The organism is Gammaproteobacteria bacterium, from assembly GCA_016712635.1.
Classification (GTDB): Bacteria; Pseudomonadota; Gammaproteobacteria; order SZUA-140; family SZUA-140; genus JADJWH01.
In genome coordinates this window covers 1-20604 of sequence record JADJQS010000008.1, presented here as the reverse complement: position 1 = coordinate 20604, position 20604 = coordinate 1, and the positions used below count along the sequence as shown (strand labels likewise).

The window sequence follows — 20604 nt, the reverse complement described above, 5'->3', positions numbered from 1 at the left end:
GATCGTGTTATCCATGGCCGAGACCCATATCTTTCCCCGCCGGCACCACCGGGCTGACCTTTCCATCGCTAAACAGCAATTCAGAAAACTCCTCGAGCGCGCTACGGTACACATTGCGCTTGAAGGAAACGACCTGTTTCAGCGGGCTCCAGAAATCCACCCAGCACCATTGGTCAAATTCCGGCTGATCCGTGCAGTCGAGGCGGACCCGCCCTTCGTCGCCGACCAGGTACAATAAATACCAGACCTGTTTCTGGCCGATGCACAGTGGACGGCTGCGCCGTCTGATCAGATGTTTGGGCAAGCGGTAACGCAGCCAGTTACGCGTGCGGCCGAGCACCACGACGTCCTCCGCCTCAAGGCCGATCTCCTCGCGCAACTCGCGATACATCGCCTGCTCGGGCGCCTCGTCTTCGCGTATGCCGCCCTGGGGGAACTGCCACGCGTCCTGACCGATCCGCCGCGCCCACAGAACCTTGCCCTCGCGATTACTCAGAACGATGCCGACATTGGCCCTGTACCCATCTAAATCAATCACTTGCAAAACCTTCTCAAGAACTTTTTGTAATTGATTCTCCCATAAACCCCGTCGCCTCCGCAATTCCACAGCCCACCGATCACGTCTGTGGCGCGGACTCGCGCCTGGGCCTTGCATGCCGTGCGACGATCAACTACTTTAAGCAATATCAATAAGTTGAATATTCGGATTCCCTAAGTTGCCGCTCGCCCTATTTGATCTCGACAACACCCTGCTCGCCGGTGACAGCGACTACCTGTGGGGGGAGTTCCTGGTGGAGCGGGGCGTCGTGGACAGACATCACTACGCCCGCGAAAACGAGCGCTTTTATCACGAGTACCAGGCAGGGACGCTGGATATCCATGCATGGCTCGCCTTCCAGCTGAGGCCCCTCGCCGAGCATGAACCAGGTTTCATGCTCGACCTGCGCCGCCAGTTTCTGGAGGAGAAGATCCGCCCGATCATCCTGCCGGCAGGCCGGGCACTGATCGAACACCACCGCACACGCGGGGATACGCCCCTGATCATAACCGCGACCAATTCCTTCATCACGCGCCCGATCGCCGCGTCCCTCGGGATTGAATATTTGCTCGCGACCGAGCCCGAGATCGTGGCGGGACGCTACACGGGCGGCGTCACCGGCATCCCGTGCTTCAGAAACGGCAAGGTCGATCGCCTTTCCGCCTGGCTGACCGAGAATCGCAAGGACCTGGCCGGCAGCTGGTTTTACTCCGATTCGCATAATGATCTGCCATTGTTGCAATTGGTTGAGCATCCGGTAGCCGTCAACCCCGACGACACCCTGGCGCGTTACGCGGCAAGCCGGTCATGGCCCATCCTCGATTTGCGCTGAGCACGAACACGCTGATACTCGCATCCCTGGTGATCGCAGGTATGGCGAGCCTGTTGCTTGCCGTCTCCGCGGGCAGCGTTTCCGTGTCCTGGAATGAGCTGTGGCGAATACTGCTTGGCGACCGCGCGGCGCCAAACTATACCCTCGTGACCGAACTGAGGATCCCGCGCGCATTGACCGCCTTCGCCTGCGGAGGCATGCTCGCCCTGGCAGGTGCCCTGATGCAGGTCCTGCTGCGAAATCCGCTCGCCGACCCCTATATACTCGGAGTCTCCGGCGGCGCCGCAGTCGGCGCCCTGTCGACGTTGCTGGCCGGCCTTGGCGGACTCTGGCTCACTGGCGGGGCGTTTCTCGGCGCCATGCTTTCGATGCTGCTCGTATTCACGCTGGCGCACGGACGCGGCGCATGGACGCCAACCCGGCTGCTGCTGACCGGTGTAGTCGTCGCCTCGGGCTGGGGCGCCATCATCAGCCTGATCCTCTCACTCAGCCCCGACACCACTCTGCGCGGCATGATCTTCTGGTTGCTGGGCGATCTCAGCCAGACGCCCCACCCCATGCTCGGCGGAATCATGCTCGGTCTCGGACTCCTGGTCGCGCTCGTCAGCGCGCGCGAACTCAACGTTCTGGTATTCGGTGAACTCAAGGCCCGCACGCTCGGCATCGGCGTGGCCGGCCTGCGTCTGCGCCTGTACATCCTTGCATCGCTGCTGACCGCGGTGGCTATCACCATCGCCGGGAACATCGGCTTTATCGGTCTCATCGTGCCCCATCTCGTGCGCATGGTCGTGAGCCACGATCATCGCATCCTGCTGCCGGCCTCGGCGCTGCTAGGCGCGTCTTTCCTGGTCATCGCCGACACTCTGGCCCGCTCGGCATTCCCGCCGCTTCAGCTGCCGGTCGGCGTCATGACGGCGCTGATCGGCGTACCTGTGTTCCTGTACCTGCTGCGCAGGAGCCAGCATTGAACACGCTGCTGGAAACCCGCAATCTCGGCGTATCGATCGCGGACGTACGAATCAGCCGTGATCTCAACTTCAAGGTCGAGCGCGGCAGCCGCTGGGCCGTACTCGGACGCAATGGCTGCGGAAAAACAACGCTGCTGAAAACCCTGGCAGGTTTGTACGCCCAGGACTCAGGCACCATTACCCTCGGCGGTGAGATTCTCGACACGATCCCGCGCGCGCAACTGGCGCGCTCACTCGGCATCCTGTTTCAGGAACAGGACACCCTGTTTCCAGGCACGGTGCTAGAAGCTGCGCTGATCGGGAGGCACCCTTACCTCGGACCCTGGCGCTGGGAGACTGAGGATGATATCGCTCGGGCGCGTTCCGCCCTCGCGCAGGTGGGACTGGCCGGCAAGGAATCGCGCACCCTTTCGACCCTGTCCGGGGGAGAACGCCAGCGCCTGGCCATCGCGACACTTCTGACACAGGCCCCAGAGCTCTATCTGCTCGATGAACCGAGCACCCATCTGGATCTGTATCATCAGATACATATCCTGCGCATCCTGCGCGAACTGAGCCGTGGCGGCGACAAGGCGCTGATCATGGTGCTGCACGACATCAATCTGGCAGCCCGGTTCTGTGATCATGCGCTGCTGCTCTTCGGCTCAGACGCCCTGGTACACGGCCCGATTGACGAAGTGCTGACGGAGGATAATCTGCTGAGGTTGTACGGCCACCCGCTGGTGAAACACCGCACGGATCAGGGCGGGATATTCTCGCCCGTATGGGACGAATGAACGTACGGATCATTCTGTGAGAGTGCCCGCCGGGTAACCATCACCCCGGAAGAAACAACTGGACCGCAGCGTCCGCCGCCTTATTCGCGAAAGGCGTCGCGATGCGCGGCCTTGGCCATCGCCTCCTGGCGATTGACCATGCCCTTGCGCACCAGCTCCAGGAGACACTGGTCGAGGGTCTGCATGCCGTGCGACTGGCCGGTCTGGATCGCGGAGTACATCTGCGGCACCTTGTTCTCGCGGATCAGGTTGCGGATGGCCGGGGTGCCGATCATGATCTCGTGCGCCGCCACACGGCCGCCACCGACCTTCTTGAGCAGGGTCTGCGAGATAACCGCGCGCAGTGACTCCGACAGCATCGAACGCACCATTTCCTTCTCAGCGGCCGGGAACACGTCGATGATACGGTCGATGGTCTTGGCGGCGGAGCTCGTGTGCAGCGTGCCGAACACCATGTGGCCGGTCTCGGCGGCGGTAAGCGCGAGCGAGATCGTCTCCGGGTCGCGCATTTCACCCACCAGTATGACGTCCGGGTCCTCGCGCAGGGCGGAGCGCAAGGCCTCGGCGAATCCGAGCGAGTCGCGCCCGATTTCACGCTGGTTTACCAGGCATTTCTTGCTCTGATGCACGAACTCGATGGGGTCCTCGATGGTGAGTATATGACCGAACTCGTTATTGTTCTTGTAGTCGATCATCGCAGCCAGGGTGGTCGACTTACCCGAGCCGGTCGGGCCGGTAACCAGCACGATGCCGCGCGGATAATCCGATATGTCCTTGAACACCGATGGCGCGCCCAGCTCCTCCAGGGAAAGGATAGTGGAGGGAATCGTGCGGAAGACCCCGCCCACTCCGCGATTGTGGTTGAATACGTTGACGCGGAATCGCGCCAGACCGGGGATCTCGAAGGAAAAATCCGTCTCCAGGAATTCCTCGAAATCCTTGCGCTGCTTGTCGCTCATGATGTCGTACAGCATCGTCTGCACCGTCTTGTTGTCAAGCGGCGGCACGTTGATGCGGCGCACATCGCCGTCAACCCGGATCATCGGCGGCAATTCGGCTGAAAGGTGCAGGTCCGAGGCGTTATTCTTGGCGCTGAACGCCAGCAGTTCGGCGATATCCATCTACGTTTTCTCCCGTTCTTTGTGGCACACTGGCCTGCACTACCTCAGCCTCGACCTGATATGATTACGCTGACATTTAGCGGCATCCGTCCATACATCTTGAGCGTGACCATACGCCGGATGGATACCTGCACAGGATGAACTCACCCGCGCGAAACTGACCGATGAACGATTATGCCCGGACAGTGAACGCCATGCGAGCACGCATCGCCGCCGCGGAACGGCGCTATGACCGGCCGCCCGGTTCGGTCAGCCTGCTGGCGGTCACCAAGACGCGCGCCGCGGAAGACATTCGAGCCGTCGTCGGTGCCGGTCAGCGGCTGATTGGAGAGAGCTACCTGCAGGAGGCCGCCACTAAAATGGATGCCCTCGCCGACCAGCCCATAGAATGGCATTTCATCGGGCCCGTCCAGTCGAACAAAACCCGCGGAATCGCCGAGCGCTTCGCCTGGGTCCACAGCGTGGACCGGCTCAAGATCGCACAGCGCCTCAGCGCGCAGAGGCCAGAGCATCTGCCTCCGCTAAACATCTGCATCGAGGTCAATATCGGCGGAGAGCTCAGTAAATCCGGTGCGCCGTCGGCGGAGGTTCCCGCCCTCGCGCAGGAGCTATCCCGCCTGCCGCGGCTGCGGTTGCGCGGCCTGATGGTCATCCCGCCTGTATGCCGCGACTTCGATACACAGCGCGACCTCTTCCACCAGGCGAGGGAATTGCAAGACGCCCTTAACCGGTCCGCTCACGCGCTTGACACGTTGTCGATGGGAATGACGGACGACCTCGAGGCGGCCATAGCCGAAGGCTCCACGATCGTGCGCATCGGCAGCGGAATCTTCGGTCATCGCGCCGGATGATCCGCGTCCCAAGGGGGCATGCCGGCGTAGCCGATAGTCCACAGGCGCATTTGACAGCAGATTCGGTTAGACTTACGAAACAAGGCCGACGGCTAATATAAAGAATACCGCTCACCCAGATGAAACAGCATACCATCGCCTTCATAGGCGCGGGCAACATGGCGCGAAGCCTGATCGGCGGACTGATCAGCGACGGCTATCAACCAGCCCGCATCATCGCTGCCGATCCCGACCAGCTACGCCTGCAGGACCTGGAACAGGAATTCGCCATCAGGACCAGCACGCACAATACGTCAGCAGTCGAATCAGCCGATATCGTGGTCATTGCAGTGAAACCTCAGGTGGTGGAGCGTGTCGCACCGGAGATCGGATCAGCGCTCGGCCGGAAAGACAAGCTGGTCATATCAATCGCGGCGGGTATCCGGACGGCGACTTTGTCGCAGTGGCTGGGCCAGGGAACCCCGCTGGTGCGGGCGATGCCGAATACTCCGGCGCTGGTCCAGAGCGCGGCGACGGTGCTGTACGCCAATCATGCCGTCTCGACCGAGCAGCGCGATGTCGCGGAATCGGTTATGCGCGCCGTCGGCCTGACTTTGTGGATCGATGACGAATCCTTGATGGACGCCGTAACAGCCTTGTCCGGCAGCGGTCCGGCTTACTTTTTTCTGATGATGGAGGTTCTGGAACAGGCCGGACGCAAGCTCGGTTTGCCGCCTGAAACCGCACGTCTTCTAACCTTGCAAACCGCCTTTGGCGCGACCAAGATGGCGCTTGAAAGCGGGGTTGACAGCGCCACACTGCGCGTGCAGGTCACTTCGCCGGGAGGTACTACCGAACGCGCACTTAGCGTACTCCGGGATGGAGGAATCGAGGGCTTGTTCGAGCGTGCACTGAAGGCGGCCCGGGACCGATCCGTCGAGCTATCGGAAAAGCTCGGAGAGCATCATGGATAATCCATACCTGTCCACCGCATCTGCCTTCCTGATAGATACCCTGTTCGGGCTTTACATCCTCCTGATCCTGCTGCGCTTCCTGCTGCAGATTGCGCGCGCGGACTTCTACAATCCGATCTGCCAGTTCCTGGTCAAGGCGACGAATCCTCCGCTCAAGCCTCTGCGGCGCATTATTCCCGGGCTGTGGAAGATAGACCTGGCCTCTGTCGTCCTACTGCTTGCCCTGCAGATGTGCGCCCTGTGGCTGATCCATCTGGCAGCCGGACGCTCCATCTCGATCGACGGCCTGTTCGTACTTTCCGCCGCCGCGCTACTCGCATTGACCTTGAACACCTTCCTGATCACCATCCTCGTCCAGATCATCCTGAGCTGGGTCGGTCCCGGCAGACACAACAATCCGATATTCTCCATTCTGTACAGCCTGAACGAACCCCTGCTGGGACCGGCACGGCGGATACTGCCTTCCATGTCCGGGATCGATTTCTCGCCCCTGCTCGTCCTGGTCGCAATCCAACTGCTCAAAATTCTGGCCGTAAGCCCGCTCAATGACCTGGGTAAGGCGCTGGCGTACGGATGAATCAACCGGTCGACGGCCGATTACAGCCGCATGAGCAATCCCGCCCCTTACACCTGGAATGGCGATCGCCTCACGCTGAACATCCGGGTGCAGCCGCGGTCCAGCAAAGACGAGATCGTCGGGATCCAGGGCAACCACCTCAAGATCAGGATCACGTCGCCGCCGGTCGATGGCAAGGCAAACGCCCACCTGATACAGTTCCTCGCCCGGGTGTTCGACGTCCCGAAAGCACGGATTTCTCTGCTCTGCGGTGAAAACGGGCGCGAAAAGCGCCTCCTGATCGTCGCTCCGACGCGATTGCCGGAAGGGCTGACCCGCCCGGTGTGACGCGGTTCACGGGTCTGTACATCTATCTGCCGGGGAATCGCCCGGAAAAATACCATGCAAAACTTTACCTTGCGAAGCATCCGCCGATACGTGGGATTCACGGTGGATGCTGCGCGGCGTTTTCCCCCTCGCCGCGACGGAAAAATATTCAAAAAAACCTCGCCGATTCCGATAACTAGTGGACTACACAAAAGCTCTGGAAGCATTTTGGATTAAGGAACCCATGTCGACCAATGCGATGGAGATAAACCAGGGACAGGAGCAGGACCGCTTCAGAAATCAGATGCAGGCCTTCGCCGACTGGAAGGCGGATCTGACGAAGCTTATCAGGGACTTTCAGGACTGGCTGGGGCAACATCAACTCAACAGCCCGGAAATCGACCTGCGCATCTATGACGCCCTGCGCGCGCTCGAATCCGACCAGCTGAATATCGCCTTCGTCGCCGAGTTCTCGCGCGGCAAAACCGAGCTCATCAATGCGATCTTCTTCGCCGATTTCGGACGCCGCCTGCTGCCGTCCGAAGCCGGCCGCACCACCATGTGCCCAACCGAGCTCTTCTATGACAGGGATAACAGCGAATCGTACCTCAAGCTGCTGCCGATCGAGACGCGCCTGAGCGACATCAGTCTGTCCGATCTCAAGAACGAGGACAGCTACTGGACCACATTCCCGCTCAATGTCAGCTCACCGGACCAGATGGCCCAGACCTTTCACGAGGTCGTGAAAACGAAGCGCGTTCCCGTTGAAGATGCAGAAAAGCTCGGCCTCTACGTCGATGAATTGACTCACGGCGAACAGGACGGCAACCGCCGCGTGCGACCGCAGACCGTCGAGATCCCCGTCTGGCGGCACGCGCTCATCAGTTTTCCTCACCCCCTGCTCCAGCAGGGGCTGGTTATTCTGGACACCCCTGGCCTGAACGCACTGGGCAGCGAACCCGAGCTGACGATCAACATGCTGCCGAGCGCTCAGGCGGTGCTGTTCGTCCTGTCCGCAGATACCGGGGTGACCAAGAGCGATCTCGATGTATGGCAAAACTACATCATGGCGTACCGCAACAAGGGGCAGAAGGGCCTGGTGGCCGTGCTCAACAAGATCGATACGCTGTGGGACGAGATGAAAAGACCGGAGCAGGTCGATGCCACGATACGCGAGCAGTGCCGCAGCAGCGCCGAACTGCTCGGTATCGACATTGCCAACGTCTTTCCCCTGTCGGCGCACAAGGCGCTGGTGGCGAAGATCCGCGGGAATAGCGAGCTGCTCGAGAGGAGCAATCTTCCCGCACTCGAATCGATGCTCGGCAACGAGATCCTCCCCGACAGGCAGCGGGTCATCTGGGATAATATCGTCGCCCGTCTTGGACGCTCCATGGATGATGTCTATGCGCCGCTGACCGCACAGCTCGACGACCTCAGCAGCCGCATCAACGAGCTGCAGGCTATGCGCGGCAACAACGAGGATATCGTCCAGCAGCTGCTGCAAAAGGCGAAGGAAAAGAAGGACGCCTATTATGAAAGCGTGAAGACCTTTCAGCTGAGCCGCAAGAAACTCGCACTGCAGGCAAAGATCATGTTCAACACCCTGGATATCGAATCCATCGACAAGATCATCGACAGGAGCAGGAAGGACATGGCGGGGAGCTGGACCACCGCAGGAATGAAGAACGGCATGTCGGTGTTCTTCGACAGCATGCGCGATGCGATGCAGATCGTCAGCCGCCAGTCCGAAGAGACGTTCAAGCTTGTGCAGGCAATCTACAAGAAGTTCCACGACGAGTATGGCCTGAGGGTAAGCTCGCCGCGGCTGTTCCCGACCAAGAAGTACACCGACGAGCTCGACCTGCTCTATCTGAAGGCGGAGGAATTCCGCAACAGCCCGGTCACCACGATGTCCGAGCAGAGTTTCGTCGTGAAAAAATTCTTCATCTCGCTGGTGAGCCATGCCCGCAACGTGTTCATCCAGGCTGGCAAGGAGGCCGACACCTGGCTGAAGGAACTGGTAAACCCGCTGGTCAACCAGATCCAGGAGAAGCGGAACAGCATTGAGCAGCACATGAAGACCCTGAGTAAAATCCGGGAATCCAAGAACAACCTTGAGTCCCAACTCAAGGAGCTGCTGACCGCCAAGACCATTCTGATCGAACAGACGAGCACACTGAAGAAACTGACAGAAAACCTCAGCACCTGCACCCCTCCGGAACTCGATAAAGGTGCTGCGCCCGACCGCGCCGATCCGGTCATCTGACGACCGTTCTCATCGCCAGCCGCAGTTTACTTGTTGTTAAGCCACATGATTATCAGGCAGAGGCGGGCGAGCCCCGCCGCCGCCGGCTTGCGTCACCCCCCTGGATCCGCTAGACTGGCCCCATCTTTGTTGCCTGATAGAATCACGATAATCGATAACGAGGGGAGGTAGTGATTATGTGGCCGAGCATTCTGGTTCCGATTGTCTTGTTTTTCACCTTGAGCGTGTTCGTCGCGGGTTCACTGAGCGAAACCGCCATCAAAGGGATACAGAAAAAGTAATCCCGGTTTATTCAGCAATGCAGTGTTCAAAGCCCGGCGCTGTCGGGCTTTTTTCTGTTAATCGCGCAGGCCCCGCAGAATCTGGACAATGAATTCCGGTTCCACGACATCACTGGATCCGAAGAGGCTCATCAAATACCTGATCGCCTCCGCCACCTTCTTTTTCATTGGCACCGTCCATGGAGTGATCCAGGTCATGCCTTCGGTGCGGGCGTGGCTGGATTCTATTGGCAGCCCCTATGGCGGACCGGGACACATGATCGACCCCCTCGCCCATGCCCATATCAACGTCGTCGGCGGAGTCGTGCTGCTCTGCATGGCAGTCACCTACTACATGTTCACGACGATATCGGGCCGTCCGCTCTACTCGCAGCGCCTGGTAGAACATTCATTCTGGTGGACCACCATCGGCGTCAGCTGCTTCTACTCCACCCTGCTGTTCTTCGGCGGCCTGGAAGGACATTACCTCCTCGCGCACAATTCCGAAGCCATGGAGAGGGTACATCGGATCTATGGACCGACCATCGCGACGGTCTCCACCGTGATGGGGATCGGGTTCTGGACTTTCTTCGCCAACATCTTCCTGACGGCCAAGAAATACTACTCACAACGGCATGACGCCTGATTGCGGCTGTCCATCCGCCTATCCTCCCTGGCATGAGCAGGACGTCGACCTCGGCGGGTATCGTACACATACCCTGCCGATCCCCACGCTCGTACACATGCCGCTGGCCTACGAGATCTACCTGCAGCGGCAGCAGCGCTCGATCGAACAACTGCACCTGCGTGAACTCTGGCCGGGCCTGGTGCTGACACGAACCGGGCTGCTGCGCGGCAGCATCACACGGCTGCTGGAGGACGTTCCGTCGCTGTCTCGCCACGTCGGATACCTACCCCGTCCGTTCCAGGTGCGGGCATATCTGCATTGCGGGAATGTCAGCACCATACGGCAATCGGTTCGCGACATGCAGGCGCAACTGCTCGACGCGGGATGCATGCCGAAGGAGCTCTATTTGTGTTACTTGACCTGCCCCCGTTGCGCCACCCAGCGGGGCGGGGACCAGATCCTGCTGCTGCGCCACTGGCTTAAAAGCGATCTGCTCGGGAAAAGGCGCAGCGCCAGGCCTGACCGCGGATGAGGGGCGGATTATTCGACCTGCAGTGGAAATTCCAGCACGGCTTCTTCCCCGCGGCGCTGCAGCTTGACATATAAACTCTGCGGCCCGGATTCCAGCGCCAGGGCCTTGCGATATACGCCGCTTTCACCGTCCTGTATTGCCTGGCGCCAGCCGTCGTTCGTGTTGGTTCGCAGCATGACCATCATATTCCAGGCCGGTTTCCCCCGCGCCTCGGTCCCGATGACGAGAAATTCGTTCATACCTGCTCTGGGCGGAAGCGGCCGGGTTTCAATCATAATGCCAACATTGCCCCACTGCTGCGGCGGAGGTCCAGCTGTATCAGGCCCGCGGCCGCACGCGGCGATGAGTGCGAACATGAGCGCGAGCAACCCGTAGCGGTGCGGCATCAGGCGTTCCCTCCAGGCTGTTGCAGGAAACCAATGATCACATCCAGTTCCGCCGCCGGTATGGGCGGCATTCCGGCCCGGATGCGGTGCTCCTGCATCCGGGCGACGATGGCTGGCCAATTCGACGGCTGGTGTGCTTGCGGACGCGGTGGCGCGTGACAACCGCCGCAATAGTCGGCGACGACGGCAGAAGCCTCCCGCACAGGCTGCGGAACTCCAACTGATGCCTGTTCAGGCGAAGAAGGGGATCCTCGCGAGCACGCGCCCAACAGCGCCGCTGCAACCACGCCCAGGCTAATGACCCGCATCCTTGTCTTGATTGTGGTCATCTGACTGCATGGATTTCTGCTCGGTGCTCTTGTCGCTGTCGAGGCGCCCGCCCAGATTCGTGCCGTACAAACTCACCATGAAATATACGAAGGCGCTTGCTCCGGCTATGTATGCCAGGGCGATGACAAATCCCCAGTTGAACCAGCTGCGTTCGTAACCGGGGCGGTCACCCCAGAAGGGAAAGCTGAGGCCGACCGCGACCAGCAAGACCACCAAGATGACGGCGACGAACCATACCGGGACATTCTTCTGGGACTCGGGAATCTTGTCGACCAGCTCCCAGTCCTCCAGTCCGCGCTTGGCCAGGCGTTCCTCCTCCGTGGCATAGCCGAAGTGATCCTGCGGCTGCCTGCCCCACTCGCTGCTCACGGTACCGAGTTCGGATTTGTCGCTGGATTGCGTATCTTTGCTAGCCATGGCCGATGTCCGAAGTCGCAACAAAATGCTGGACGCGGAAGCTTTCCCGCCGTCCATCCTCCCCGTCCACATGCACGAGGACGGGATACAGGCCGGGTGACAGCCCGCCATCGATATGGAGGTTCACGTCCTGGCGGCCGGCGCCGACGAACGAGACCTGCGATGTGCCCAGGGTGTACTCATCAGGTGCCAGCCCCTCCACCTGTATGCTCAGCACCGCGGGCCGGTACAGCTTGTTCGCCAGGCTGATGCGATAGTCGCTGATCTGCCCGCCCTGCAGGGTCTCCGCCCGGTAGACCGAAAAATGATATGGCTGGTATGACGATATGCCCCAGCTGAACAGGCCCAGGCCGAACACCGTCAGCATCAGGGACCACGGCACGCGCAGCAGGATGGACCCGACGTTGGTACGCTTGAAATCCGCTGCAGCGGGACTGCCCGCCTCCCCGATGGCGAAGCGCAGCAGACTGTTGCCGGACTTGCGCGAACCGCGGATGCTGCTGCAGGCAGTGATGCACTCGCCGCAATTGATGCAGGCATCGTAGACCTCGGTCCGGCGCGGGTCGATGCCGATAAAACAGGACGTTTCGCAGAAATTGCAGTGCGAACACTCCTCGGGGCGGGATTTGTCATGCGCCACGTGCAGCGTCTCACGGGTCTTGAAGGTATGCTGCCAGACGCGATAGACGCACATGAAGCGGCACCAGAAGTGGCGGATGAAGGCGATGTCAAGGAACAGAATCAGGACGAACATGGTGTAAATCCAGTACAGGGAACCGGCCAGGCGCGGGTCGCTCTGGAAAGTCACGAACATCCAGATCATCTCGGGAGAATAGAAATAGAACATGGGCACCAGCGCCGCCACACCCGCAACCGCCAGGAAGATCGTTCCCAGTATCGTCCAATTGAGCCATTTGTCCTTGCCGCTCGACACCCTCATCGGTTTCCCGTCCAGGCTCACCTCGGCGCGTTTACCCAGCAGTCTGTACGTCATGGTGTTGGCCCACTCCGCCAGCGTATTTTGCGGACAGGACCAGCCGCAGAAGGCGGTGCCGACCAGGGAGTATGTCATCACCAGGAGGCTCGATATCGCGAGCCACAGGCCTACGACCAGGAAGAAGTCGGCGAACCAGATCTGCCTGTCGAGCACCACAAAGGCGCCTTCGACGGGATCGATGCGGAACAGACCGGACACCGGAACCAGGACAGCGACGATGAGGGTGACAATCTGCACTGTACGGCGCACGAGGTGCAGGCGGCGGCCCGCTTTCGCGTCCGCCGATACGATCGGGATTCCGGCCAATGTCCTTTGATAATTCATGGCATTAGACTAACATGCCGGGTGCCGATTTTCACCCAGATGCGTACGGCGGGCACACTCTGCCGGCCTACTCGCCCGCCTGCGTCACGACATCGCGGTCGAGCGGGCTCACTGTGCGCAGTCTCGCAAGATAGGACCCGGCGGCGAGGGGGTCGCCCGCGTCCCGTTCCAGGCGCCAGCGCCCGCGCAGCACCTCGCTGTGGTCAGGGCGGCCGCCCAGGATCGTGAGCAGGGCCCGCCGCCGCTCGTCACCCGCCAGGGACGACTGCGAGAGCGATTCGTACATGTCATCCGCCAGGGAATAGGACACCCAGCGATCGCGTGCATTGGCCTGATAGGCATAGCGGATCAGCCGGATTGATTCGGCATCCGCGCCGCGCAGCGCAGCCAGCCAGCTGCGCAGGCCGAGATCCGTCGCGATGTACGCACGCTCCATGGCGGGGAAATCCTCCGCCGGGATACTCAGTTCCACGGCCGCCTGCTCGACTGCCGGACGCCGCAGCAGCAGCCATTCCAGGAGGCCGACCAGATCCGGCTCGACGCGATAGCGCGCATGCGGGAGTCGATATTCGATCACCGGGCGCCATTCGTCCTGCAGCGGCCCTTCGGAGGCGGGGATCTTCCCCCAGTAACGCCCCTGCCAGGTCCAGAATCCCTCTCCTCCGGTCGCATCATTGGTGGGATCCGTACCCGGATCTCCCGCGGGCCGGCGCATGGAGGGAGCGGATTCACCCTCGAAACCGACCAGGGCGATACGGAAACCGTCCATGAACAGGACGCCTCCGGGGAACACATGGCGGAAGGTTCGCAATACTATGCGCAAGGTTTCCAGGTCGAACTGATTCAGCGCCAGCCACTGGACAAACACGCCGCCCGGATTGAGGCGCGCGCGCGCGAGCTCGAACTGCTGCACCGACAGCAGCGCGCTGCGGCCGGCCAGATCCGGATGAAAGACGTCACCGATGATCACGTCGTAGTGCTGCCCGGAGACGCGCAGGAACCGTCGCACGTCGTCGCGCACTACGGACATTTCTTCGCTGATCCCGTGGTTGACCGGGGCGAACCAGTGTTGTGCGGCGACGATGGAACCCTGCGACAGCTCCACCGCTGTACGCTCGATGCCGGGGTAGGCCAGCGAGCCTGCCGCCGATATGCCGGTACCCAGCCCGAGAAACAGCACCGACCGGGGCGCCGGGTGCAGCAGCAGAGCGAGGCGCGTCTGGTTCTTCTGCAGTTCCACCGCCGCCGGCTCGCTCGAGGCGTCCATGCGCTGCAGGTCGGTCAGAAGCACGCGCTGGCCATCGGCCTGTTCCACCACATGGGTGATGCTCACGGCGTCTTCATATCGATAGAGGTCGCGGCTGCCCGCATAGGTTGCGGGGAGCATGGCGCTGACCGGCGGGAAACCTGCCAGCGGCCAGGCCGCGGCCAGCAGCGGCAGCAGCGCGAGCCAGGCGCGCCGGTGAAACGACCAATACATGCCGCATACAAACAGCAGCAGTCCGGCGACCGCCACTGTCAGGGCGGTGCCAAGGGCCGGAATCAGAACAAACCCCGCGAGCAACGCGCCCAGCGCAGCACCGACCGAATTCGCACCATACAGCACCGCGCCCTGCTGGGGGCGGGTACCGTAGCGCGTGGCCAGCAGCGGCAGCCATGCGCCGAGGGCGAGCGTCACCGGCAGGGTGAGCGCGGCCAGGAGCGCCGCCTCGCTGATCAAGGCGCTGCCCAGTGTGGCGAATGTCTGTGTTTCCACCCAGGTCGACACCAGCGGAACCACCGCGAGGCTGGCCAGAGCGGCGGCGCCGGCGATCAGCGGCAGCAGTGCGAACCAGCGGCGATCGCTCAGGCGATGTGCGAAGAGGCTGCCGCCGCCGATCCCCGCCAAATACACCGCCAGGATCACCCCCAGCACGTATTCGGTCCGCATCAGCACCATGCCGAACAGACGGCTCCAGCCGACCTCCAGCATGATGGCGGCGGCGCCGAGCGCGCCGTACACCAGCAGTGTCGCACGCGGTATGCCGCCCGGCGTGACGGCCGCAGGCAGGTACGCGCCGTCCGCGGTGCCGACCCGCCCGCCGAGCCAGAGTGCGCCCAGGGCGACGAGCAATCCGAAAACAGCAACGGTCTGCACCGCAGATCCCCAGCCGTACTCAGGCAGCAGCCAGAGCGGCAGCAGGGCACCGACGGCCGCGCCGCAGGCGTTGGCGCCGTAGATCCGCCCCAGGGTACGCGGCCCCGCGTCGATGGCGCGCAGGACCAGCGGGAACCCGAATCCCATCGCCGTGGCGGGCGCCAGGATCAGCAGCAGCAGCCCGCTGCCCTGGAGCAGATACCAGCCCGCCAGACCCACACCGGGTGCGATGGTGTCCAGGCCGCGTTCCGTGAGCGCCAGCAGGGAGGGCAGGAGCAGCGCATACGCTGCGATGCCGCCCTCGAGGAGCGCAAAGACATGCAGTGGCCGCGGCCAGCGGCGGCGCCAACGCATGCCGAGCAGGCTGCCCAAACCCAGCCCGCCCATGAACGCCGCCACCGTCACGACCACCCCGAAGATGCTGATCCCGAACTGCATGGACAGCATGCGGGCCCACAGCACCTCGAAGGCCAGGCTGGTCGCGCCCGAACCGGCATACAGTAGTGCGAGCGGCAGGGTCCGTGCCGGCGCGGGGTGGACGGCGGTTGCGCCCGTCATGATCGGCCGCCGCCCGCGTCTCGCACCCGGCCGACACTGAACGGCAATCGCGCTGGCAGCCGGTCGACGCTCATGCGGGCCTGCTGCAGGCTAGGGTGAGGAAAACGGGAAGAACCACACCACCGCGACGACAGAGTGGACGATGGCCAGGGTCAGGCTGAAGCCGGCGAATATCATGTGCGGGATGAAGACACGCTTCCCGTACAGGGCCATCGCCACACCCAGCACCACGGTCACGATGAGGAATACCAGCAGGGAGGCGCCCATGATGAACATGATCAGGTGCTTCGTCCGATCCGGCACCGCGAAGACGTCACCGCCTTCCAGGGCCTGCTGGGTGAAGGCATGCATCACCTGGGTTTCCGGCACGGGCTCCGCAGCAGGCGCTTCCCCCGCATCCTGGGCATGGACGGCCCCCGCCAGCAGCAGCAGGAGCGGCAACAACAGGAGCCAGCACAGCGCGCCCGACCTTCCAGCGAACATGTTCATGCGGCCGTGCGACCTAATCCTTTTCCTTGTCCTGACCGCCGGGTTTGTGCCAGGCAAAATACCAGTAGAGGATCGCCATCAGGATGAACGGCGAGACGACGATCGGCAACAGGAAGAGAAAGATGTACCAGGGCGTTTCCGGCGTGACGTGAAAATACCGGTAGCTGTCCACCGCCCATGCCAGTTCCGGCAGCGTCAACGCGCCCGCGACCGCGATGATCCATCCAGTCCATTTGTTCATTTAACTTCAACCCCCGATGCTGCATCCGCCGCGCAGCGGAAGCCGAAAAAGTCAGAAGCATAGTGTGGCCAGGAAAAATTGCGATGATACGTGCTGGTCGAAAACGGGTCGCTCTTCCATGACCCGCCGCGCAACACCTTGTAAAATCCCTGTACCGGCACCAGGTCCACCACCTTCATGGCGCGGTCCGCAGGGGAATTCGCCACCCCGACCTTGCCCTGGAACAGTTCCGCCGGCGCGGTCGATCCGGCATACGGATGGAAATCGTCGGCGATCCACTCGCTCACGTTACCCGCCATGTCCATGGCCCCGTAGTAGCTGGCACCGGCCGGATACTGCAGCACCTCGGTGGTCGATGCCACCTGATAATAGGTATTGAGGCGGCTGGCATCCATCAGGTCCCCCCATGGCCAGCGCCGGCCGTCCGGGCCGCGTGCGGCCTTTTCCCATTCCGCCTCGCTGGGCAGGCGCTTGCCGGCCCAGCGCGCATACGCGCTCGCGTCAAACCAGGACACCATCGTAACCGGATGCAGCTCCAGTCCGGGCGGGATCCGCCCCTCCTCCCAGTGCAGCGGGGGACGATGTCCGGTTTCGGCGACGAAGCGCGCGTACTGGGCGTTGGTGACCGGGTATTTGTCGATGCGGTATTCCGCGAGGCGAACCCGGTGCTGGGGTTGATCCTGGGCATCGCTGCGTTCGCGGTCGGTGCCCATGAGGAAGTCCCCGGCGGGAACCGTCACCATCGTCGCAAGTTCCTGCCACTGCCCGGGGGTGAGCAGGGTCTCGACCTCCGCCACCGTATAGCTGCTCAGCGCAACGAGACGGTGCTCATTACTCCGGTTCAGTGTGATGTCTTCGCCGGCGGCGCGGATGCGCTGCTTCACCTCGGCCAGATCGTAGGACGCCTTGCCCTTCATATAGGACAGGCGGTCGGCGCCCAGCATGAGCACGTGAACGATCCCCCCCAGCATGGCGAGCACCACACAGGTCACCAGTGTGGCGGCAAGAAAGCGCCGGCGCCGCGCGCGCTCTTCCGCCGGGAGGGATTCCCTCTGCTGATAGGGGACGGCCATCAGCCCTTCGTCTCGGTGGAGTCAGCCTGATCCTTGTCGCGGTAGAGCAGATGCCGCGGGATGCGGCCATAGGTGCGCTTGATCATGATTTCGCCGATCACCCCGCCGAAGGCCGCGGACTCGACCACCAGGATGACGATCAGGATCCAGAGCGGGAAGGTCAGCATCAGCGCGCCGTCCGGCAGCGACTCGGCGGAATACAGGCTGAAATAGTTGATGGTGCGCACGATGAGGGGGGGGAAATAGCACAGCCACTTTCCTCCCAGTCCGAAGATGACCGCCACCACAATGCCGGCCAGCAGCGGAACCACGAAGATGTCCAGCATCCAGGCCAGATTGAACGTGCCGAGCCCCCACCACAGCTCCGGATCGACGCCCAGCAGGCGATCGCCTGCGTAATTGACCAGACAGCCTGCGAGCAGCGCGACACAACCCGTGATGTAACGCCTGGTCTTGACGTTCACTGGCAGTTCTCTCCCGTCAGCTTGCTGCATTCGGCCATGCGGGCTTCCTCCAGGTACCAGTCCTCCACCTTCAGGCTCGCCAGATACTCCGCCAGGATCCGGCGCTCGTGCTCGGGCAGGCCGGCGTAGGAAGGCATCTGATACTCCTTCTTCAGGCGCGTCGGGAGGATGCGCTGCGGGTCGTCCGCCGAAAGATAGGCATAGAGCCAGTCCTGGTCTCGCAGCGAGCCTATGCCGTCTAGGGCGGGCGCGGGAACCGCGCGCAGCATGTCGCGCAGGGTCCACAGCGTGTGGCAACTGCGGCATTCGTGTCGCCGGATGAGCTCACCCGCCTGCCGGCCCAGCTCGGCGGAAGCAGTGCTGTAAAACGGGATGCTGTTGTCGTTCGCGGTGCGTTCGCTCTGCCGGTGGTAATTCCACGCCATCAACCCGACCACGACCGCCACGGTGATGATGAGTATGGTCTTCTCACCTCTTTTCATGCCTGGACGCGTGCTGTTCGGCCTTTTCCTTCAGGACCTCATTGCGACGCTCCACCTGCCGCTTGTTGACCTCCTGGCTCTTTGCAAATTCTTCCGGCGACATCTTTTCCTTGTCATTCTCGTCGAATACCAGGTACTTGATATCCTCGTCGAACTGCTCGTTGTGATGGGCCCAGCGGATGCCGAAGATCGCCGCGATGATGATCAGGCCGCCTGCGACCATCCAGACATATATGGTCCAGCCGTCCGGCAGTGATTGAAAGAAGTTCATATCCAGTTCCTCCTAGAACAGCCGACCATGGAGCAATTGTAATCCACCGAATATCACGGCAACAATTGTCCCGAGAATTATCCACAGAAACATGATTTTCTCCCCGGTTTTCAGTCCGGATTCCTTCTTCGCCATCCAGACAAACCGGAGTATGACGCCGGCAAACACCAGCACCCCGATCAGCATGAAGATGAAGATGCCTACGCTGTACTCCTCACCGCGCATCCCTTCGATGGTGAAATAGCTGGAATCGTCCGGGTCCTCAGCCTGCACGACGGCTGACCAGGGTTTCACGCCCGCGTCGCGCAGGTGTCCGGAAAGGCCGGATGAGTCGGTAAACTCAAATATATCCATGGAAATATCCGATGGCCCGGGGGAGAAATGCATGGAAAACATGCCCTGGCTGAAAAGCCAATGCCGCTCTCGCGAGCGGCATTGTCAGGTGCAGTGATGTTTCGCTGCGGTCGATCCGCCAGCCGAGGTGGCGGATCGACCGCAGCCGGACTTCAATCACGAATCGGCGGCTTGCCCTTCTCGTGCTTGTCTACGAAGAAACTGTAGATGAACGGCGCCACGAACACGATGATGATGGGAATCAACAGCGCAAGCGGCGGGTTATCGATATCGATCATGGTAAATCCCCCTGCGAATTAATGATGCTTGTTGTGATCCGGCTGCCACTTGTGGTTGGGTAACCGCTTTACCGCGATTATGACCGCAATGCAGAAGTAGATCACGTAGAAGACGTCGATGGTATAACCGCGATCCCAGTGTGGCTGTTTCCTCTCACGCTCTACACCTTCAACACAATTACCGGCGGCATTCATCGGACCTTTGCAATTGCCCTCAAAATTGGCCAGCAGGACTTTGTCACCGAGTATTGAGTACTCCGACAGATCGACACCCGCGTTCTGGAGTTCGATGACCTGGTCCTTGATCAGACGGAGATCATTCATGGTGAGCGGATGCCTATCCTGCAATGCCTCCCACTGGGAGCCGGTGGATTTGACAGACTTGACGATATATTGCATCGCTGCGTCGTCACCCTTGGTCTCCACCAGATCCAGTACCGCCGGGGTGTCCATCAGGGCGATATACTCTGCGTAGATCGCCGCCGTCGGCCGCTGCCCCCACAGAGGGGCCGTCACCAGGAACGCGGTAATGATGGTCAACCCGAGCAACCAGACCACAGGGCGGGGAAGGCGATTATTGTCCTCGGTGATGCCCCCCAGGCTTTCGCCTTCCCACAGTTTGCGCGCCTGATCGTTCTGCGCCTCATCTGTCAGAGAATAGAGCGGATTTTCAAATTTCCAAGCCATGTTATATTCTCCCCCACTCTTCTTATTTCAGGTTCAACACGAAGTCGATGAGCTTGCGCGCCTCGCTGTTCGCCGCGGGTTCCGGAACATCCGGCGCGTAGACTCGCGTGCCGGCGGCATACTCATTGTATTCCGCACGCCACTTGTCATAGTCGATCGCATTGCCCTGCGCATCCACCTCGCCCCACAGATAATCGAAGCGGGGCATGATCGAATGCGGCTGCACCAGACGCGGGTTGAAGAAGTGCATGATCATCCACTCACGTGAAGAGTTGCGCGAACCCACGTGCAGCAGGTCAGGCGCCTTGCGGTCGGATCCCAGCGCGGTTGGCGATTCGCTGTTGAAGTCGCCAAGACGCGGCGGTGCGCCGAAGACCTGCCAGTCCTGGGTCTCTTCCGGCAGCAGGGTATGGCACCACCAGCAACCTTCCTTCACGAACATGATCTTGCCGGCGCCGATGTAACGAACGTCCGCGTCGGTGACCGAGTTCATCACGACATCAGGCGT

At 61.5% G+C, this 20604-nt stretch carries 24 protein-coding genes and 1 pseudogene; 10 read left to right on the top strand and 15 right to left on the bottom strand.

All coding sequences use genetic code 11. The features are described from left to right. Window positions 1-7: 7 nt before the first annotated feature. Window positions 8-538, bottom strand: coding sequence for an RNA pyrophosphohydrolase (locus IPK65_10985; protein ID MBK8163630.1), 531 nt, complete (start codon window positions 536-538; stop codon window positions 8-10). A gap of 178 nt (window positions 539-716) precedes the next feature. On the opposite strand from IPK65_10985, the gene IPK65_10980 reads away from it, so the two are divergent. From IPK65_10980 to IPK65_10970, 3 genes are read left to right on the top strand one after another with little or no spacing between them, the layout of a single operon-like run. Beyond that, window positions 717-1370, top strand: coding sequence for an HAD family hydrolase (locus IPK65_10980; GenBank protein MBK8163629.1), 654 nt, complete (start codon window positions 717-719; stop codon window positions 1368-1370). Beyond that, entirely contained in the window at window positions 1346-2338 is a 993-nt protein-coding gene (locus IPK65_10975; protein ID MBK8163628.1) for an iron ABC transporter permease, read from the top strand. Before IPK65_10980 ends, IPK65_10975 begins: the two co-directional genes overlap by 25 nt. After that, entirely contained in the window at window positions 2335-3114 is a 780-nt protein-coding gene (locus IPK65_10970) for an ABC transporter ATP-binding protein (protein ID MBK8163627.1), read from the top strand. The genes IPK65_10975 and IPK65_10970 overlap by 4 nt, the downstream gene beginning before the upstream one ends. Window positions 3115-3194: 80 nt before the next feature. On the opposite strand, the gene IPK65_10965 is transcribed toward IPK65_10970, so the two are convergent. Continuing rightward, a complete protein-coding gene (locus IPK65_10965; protein MBK8163626.1) occupies window positions 3195-4235 on the bottom strand; it encodes a type IV pilus twitching motility protein PilT in 1041 nt (346 codons plus the stop codon). 164 nt (window positions 4236-4399) lie between these two features. On the opposite strand from IPK65_10965, the gene IPK65_10960 reads away from it, so the two are divergent. From IPK65_10960 to IPK65_10930, 7 genes are all read left to right on the top strand, one after another. After that, window positions 4400-5086, top strand: coding sequence for a YggS family pyridoxal phosphate-dependent enzyme (locus tag IPK65_10960; protein ID MBK8163625.1), 687 nt, complete (start codon window positions 4400-4402; stop codon window positions 5084-5086). A gap of 119 nt (window positions 5087-5205) precedes the next feature. After that, on the top strand, window positions 5206-6039 hold the full coding sequence (locus IPK65_10955) for a pyrroline-5-carboxylate reductase (protein MBK8163624.1): 834 nt from the start codon (window positions 5206-5208) through the stop codon (window positions 6037-6039). Beyond that, entirely contained in the window at window positions 6032-6616 is a 585-nt protein-coding gene (locus IPK65_10950; protein MBK8163623.1) for a YggT family protein, read from the top strand. Before IPK65_10955 ends, IPK65_10950 begins: the two co-directional genes overlap by 8 nt. A gap of 30 nt (window positions 6617-6646) precedes the next feature. Continuing rightward, the gene (locus tag IPK65_10945; protein ID MBK8163622.1) at window positions 6647-6943 is read left to right on the top strand and encodes a YggU family protein; all 297 of its coding nucleotides are present in this window, start codon (window positions 6647-6649) and stop codon (window positions 6941-6943) included. A gap of 223 nt (window positions 6944-7166) precedes the next feature. Then, on the top strand, window positions 7167-9188 hold the full coding sequence (locus IPK65_10940; GenBank protein ID MBK8163621.1) for a dynamin family protein: 2022 nt from the start codon (window positions 7167-7169) through the stop codon (window positions 9186-9188). Between the two features lie 369 nt (window positions 9189-9557). Then, complete coding sequence (locus tag IPK65_10935) at window positions 9558-10094, top strand: cbb3-type cytochrome c oxidase subunit I (protein MBK8163620.1); 537 nt, start codon at window positions 9558-9560, stop codon at window positions 10092-10094. Beyond that, window positions 10084-10608 carry a hypothetical protein gene (locus IPK65_10930; protein ID MBK8163619.1) on the top strand — a complete coding sequence of 175 codons (525 nt, stop codon included), beginning with the start codon at window positions 10084-10086 and terminating at the stop codon, window positions 10606-10608. Before IPK65_10935 ends, IPK65_10930 begins: the two co-directional genes overlap by 11 nt. Before the next feature lie 8 nt (window positions 10609-10616). Here the strand turns inward: IPK65_10930 and IPK65_10925 are convergent, their stop codons facing one another. The 13 genes and pseudogenes from IPK65_10925 to IPK65_10865 form a co-directional block, all read right to left on the bottom strand. After that, window positions 10617-10847 (bottom strand): hypothetical protein, encoded by a 231-nt coding sequence (locus IPK65_10925; protein ID MBK8163618.1) that lies wholly within the window; start codon window positions 10845-10847, stop codon window positions 10617-10619. 507 nt (window positions 10848-11354) lie between these two features. Further along, window positions 11355-11741: pseudogene (locus IPK65_10920) on the bottom strand (hypothetical protein). Then, window positions 11734-13062 (bottom strand): 4Fe-4S binding protein, encoded by a 1329-nt coding sequence (locus IPK65_10915; GenBank protein MBK8163617.1) that lies wholly within the window; start codon window positions 13060-13062, stop codon window positions 11734-11736. The pseudogene IPK65_10920 and the gene IPK65_10915 overlap by 8 nt, the downstream one beginning before the upstream one ends. Window positions 13063-13129: 67 nt before the next feature. Then, entirely contained in the window at window positions 13130-15757 is a 2628-nt protein-coding gene (locus IPK65_10910; GenBank protein ID MBK8163616.1) for a fused MFS/spermidine synthase, read from the bottom strand. A 90-nt stretch (window positions 15758-15847) separates the two neighbouring features. Then, on the bottom strand, window positions 15848-16240 hold the full coding sequence (locus IPK65_10905) for a hypothetical protein (protein ID MBK8163615.1): 393 nt from the start codon (window positions 16238-16240) through the stop codon (window positions 15848-15850). 19 nt (window positions 16241-16259) lie between these two features. Beyond that, window positions 16260-16487, bottom strand: coding sequence for a hypothetical protein (locus tag IPK65_10900; GenBank protein MBK8163614.1), 228 nt, complete (start codon window positions 16485-16487; stop codon window positions 16260-16262). Further along, on the bottom strand, window positions 16484-17560 hold the full coding sequence (locus tag IPK65_10895) for a formylglycine-generating enzyme family protein (protein MBK8163613.1): 1077 nt from the start codon (window positions 17558-17560) through the stop codon (window positions 16484-16486). The genes IPK65_10900 and IPK65_10895 overlap by 4 nt, the downstream gene beginning before the upstream one ends. Beyond that, window positions 17560-18024, bottom strand: a complete 465-nt coding sequence (locus IPK65_10890) for a hypothetical protein (protein MBK8163612.1) — start codon at window positions 18022-18024, stop codon at window positions 17560-17562. Before IPK65_10890 ends, IPK65_10895 begins: the two co-directional genes overlap by 1 nt. Continuing rightward, window positions 18021-18506, bottom strand: coding sequence for a cytochrome c (locus IPK65_10885; GenBank protein ID MBK8163611.1), 486 nt, complete (start codon window positions 18504-18506; stop codon window positions 18021-18023). The genes IPK65_10890 and IPK65_10885 overlap by 4 nt, the downstream gene beginning before the upstream one ends. Then, window positions 18493-18777, bottom strand: a complete 285-nt coding sequence (locus IPK65_10880) for a hypothetical protein (protein MBK8163610.1) — start codon at window positions 18775-18777, stop codon at window positions 18493-18495. The genes IPK65_10885 and IPK65_10880 overlap by 14 nt, the downstream gene beginning before the upstream one ends. A 12-nt stretch (window positions 18778-18789) precedes the next feature. After that, complete coding sequence (locus tag IPK65_10875; protein MBK8163609.1) at window positions 18790-19164, bottom strand: hypothetical protein; 375 nt, start codon at window positions 19162-19164, stop codon at window positions 18790-18792. Between the two features lie 263 nt (window positions 19165-19427). Further along, window positions 19428-20096 (bottom strand): hypothetical protein, encoded by a 669-nt coding sequence (locus tag IPK65_10870; protein MBK8163608.1) that lies wholly within the window; start codon window positions 20094-20096, stop codon window positions 19428-19430. 22 nt (window positions 20097-20118) lie between these two features. Further along, on the bottom strand, window positions 20119-20604 hold a 486-nt coding region (locus IPK65_10865; GenBank protein ID MBK8163607.1), incomplete at its 5' end, for a cbb3-type cytochrome c oxidase subunit II.